The sequence below is a fragment of the Amycolatopsis sp. NPDC003676 genome (genome assembly GCF_053587275.1).
In genome coordinates this window covers 1-1,453 of record NZ_JBSFNS010000286.1, presented here as the reverse complement: position 1 = coordinate 1,453, position 1,453 = coordinate 1, and the positions used below count along the sequence as shown (strand labels likewise).

Here is a 1,453-nt window from a genome sequence, read left to right as displayed (position 1 = left end):
GAGGTCCGCCGCCGCGTCGATTTCCTCAAGGACTACCTGAACTCCACCCCGGCGCGCGGCTTCGCCCTCGGCATCAGCGGCGGCCAGGACAGCGCCCTGGCGGGCAGACTGTGCCAGCTCGCCGTCGAGGAGTTGCGCGCCGAGGGCGTCGAGGCGAAGTTCCTCGCCGTGCGCCTGCCCTACGGCGTGCAGGCCGACGAGCACGACGCGCAGATCGCCCTGAACTTCATCGACCCCGATCGGTCGGTCGTGGTGAACATCCGCCCCGGCGCCGACGCGGTGGCCGCCGAGGTCGCCGGTGCGCTCGACCACGAGCGGCTGCGTGACCCGCGGCCCTTCGAGCAGTCCGGCCAACGCATCCACATCGTCCACAGTAGACGACCGCGCATGTTCGCGAGCGGCACGACGATGTTGCCCGAGGCCGCTGGACGATGTACTTATCTCATGACAAACACCGCTTCCCACCAGCAGCTTTTCCTCGTCACCGGCGGCACCGGCAAGACCGGCAGCCGCGTCGCGGCGCTCCTCGAGGCCGCGGGCCACCCGGTCCGGCTCGGCTCGCGGACCGCCGCGATCCCGTTCGACTGGACCGATCGGGCCACCTGGGGCCCCGCCCTCGCCGGTGTCGATTCCGTCTACCTGTCCTACCAGCCGGATCTCGCCGTCCCCGGCGCGCCGGATGTCATCCGCGCGTTCACCGCGGCTGCCGCGGCGGCGGGCGTGAAAACGGTGGTCCTGCTGTCGGGCCGCGGCGAGCCCGAGGCGCGCGAATGCGAAGAGATCGTGGAGAATTCGGGCCTGGCCTGGACCGTGGTGCGCTGCGCCTTCTTCGCGGAGAACTTCAGCGAGGGCGCGTTCCTCCCCGACGTCCTCGCCGGCGCGGTCGCGCTGCCCAACGGCGATGTGCCCGAACCGTTCGCGCACGCCGACGACATCGCCGAGGTCGCCGTGGCCGCGCTCACCGATCCCCGGCACGCGGGCGAGATCTACGAGATCACCGGCGCGCGGGCGCTGACCTTCGCCGAGGCCGTGGGCGAGATCGCCGCCGCCAGTGGCCGCGAGATCGCGTTCATCCCGGCCACCCGCGCGGAATTCGTTGCGGCCCTGAGCGCCCACGCCTCGGCGGGGGTCGCCGCGTACTCCAGCACCAGCGCGTCTTGCGGGGTCGCGCCGTCGAAGTAGACCGTGATCCGCCGGGTCGGTATCTCGGTGCGGTCGGCGCGATGGGCGGTGGCGGCGATGTTCTCGTCGATGGGAATCATGGCGTGCTCCTTCTACCCCGGCGCTGGTGGGCGCCTTCCTACTCGACGGTAGGGCCCGGGCCGTCGAGTGGAACATGTTCTGGAATTCACTGGAGATCTCACAGCCCTCCGGTGCCGCGGCGGGGCGGTGGCCGACAAGAATCGCCGTCGACTTGAATCCGGTCACAACCCGCATTCGCGCCGGTTGTGAG

The 1,453-nt window shown here is 71.0% G+C and carries 1 protein-coding gene; it reads left to right on the top strand.

Annotated features, from left to right (window positions below):
* Positions 1 to 1,182, top strand: a 1,182-nt coding sequence (locus ACWDNU_RS45720) for an NAD(P)H-binding protein (RefSeq protein ID WP_449673431.1), incomplete at its 5' end; no start/stop codon positions are given.
* Positions 1,183 to 1,453 lie beyond the last annotated feature (271 nt).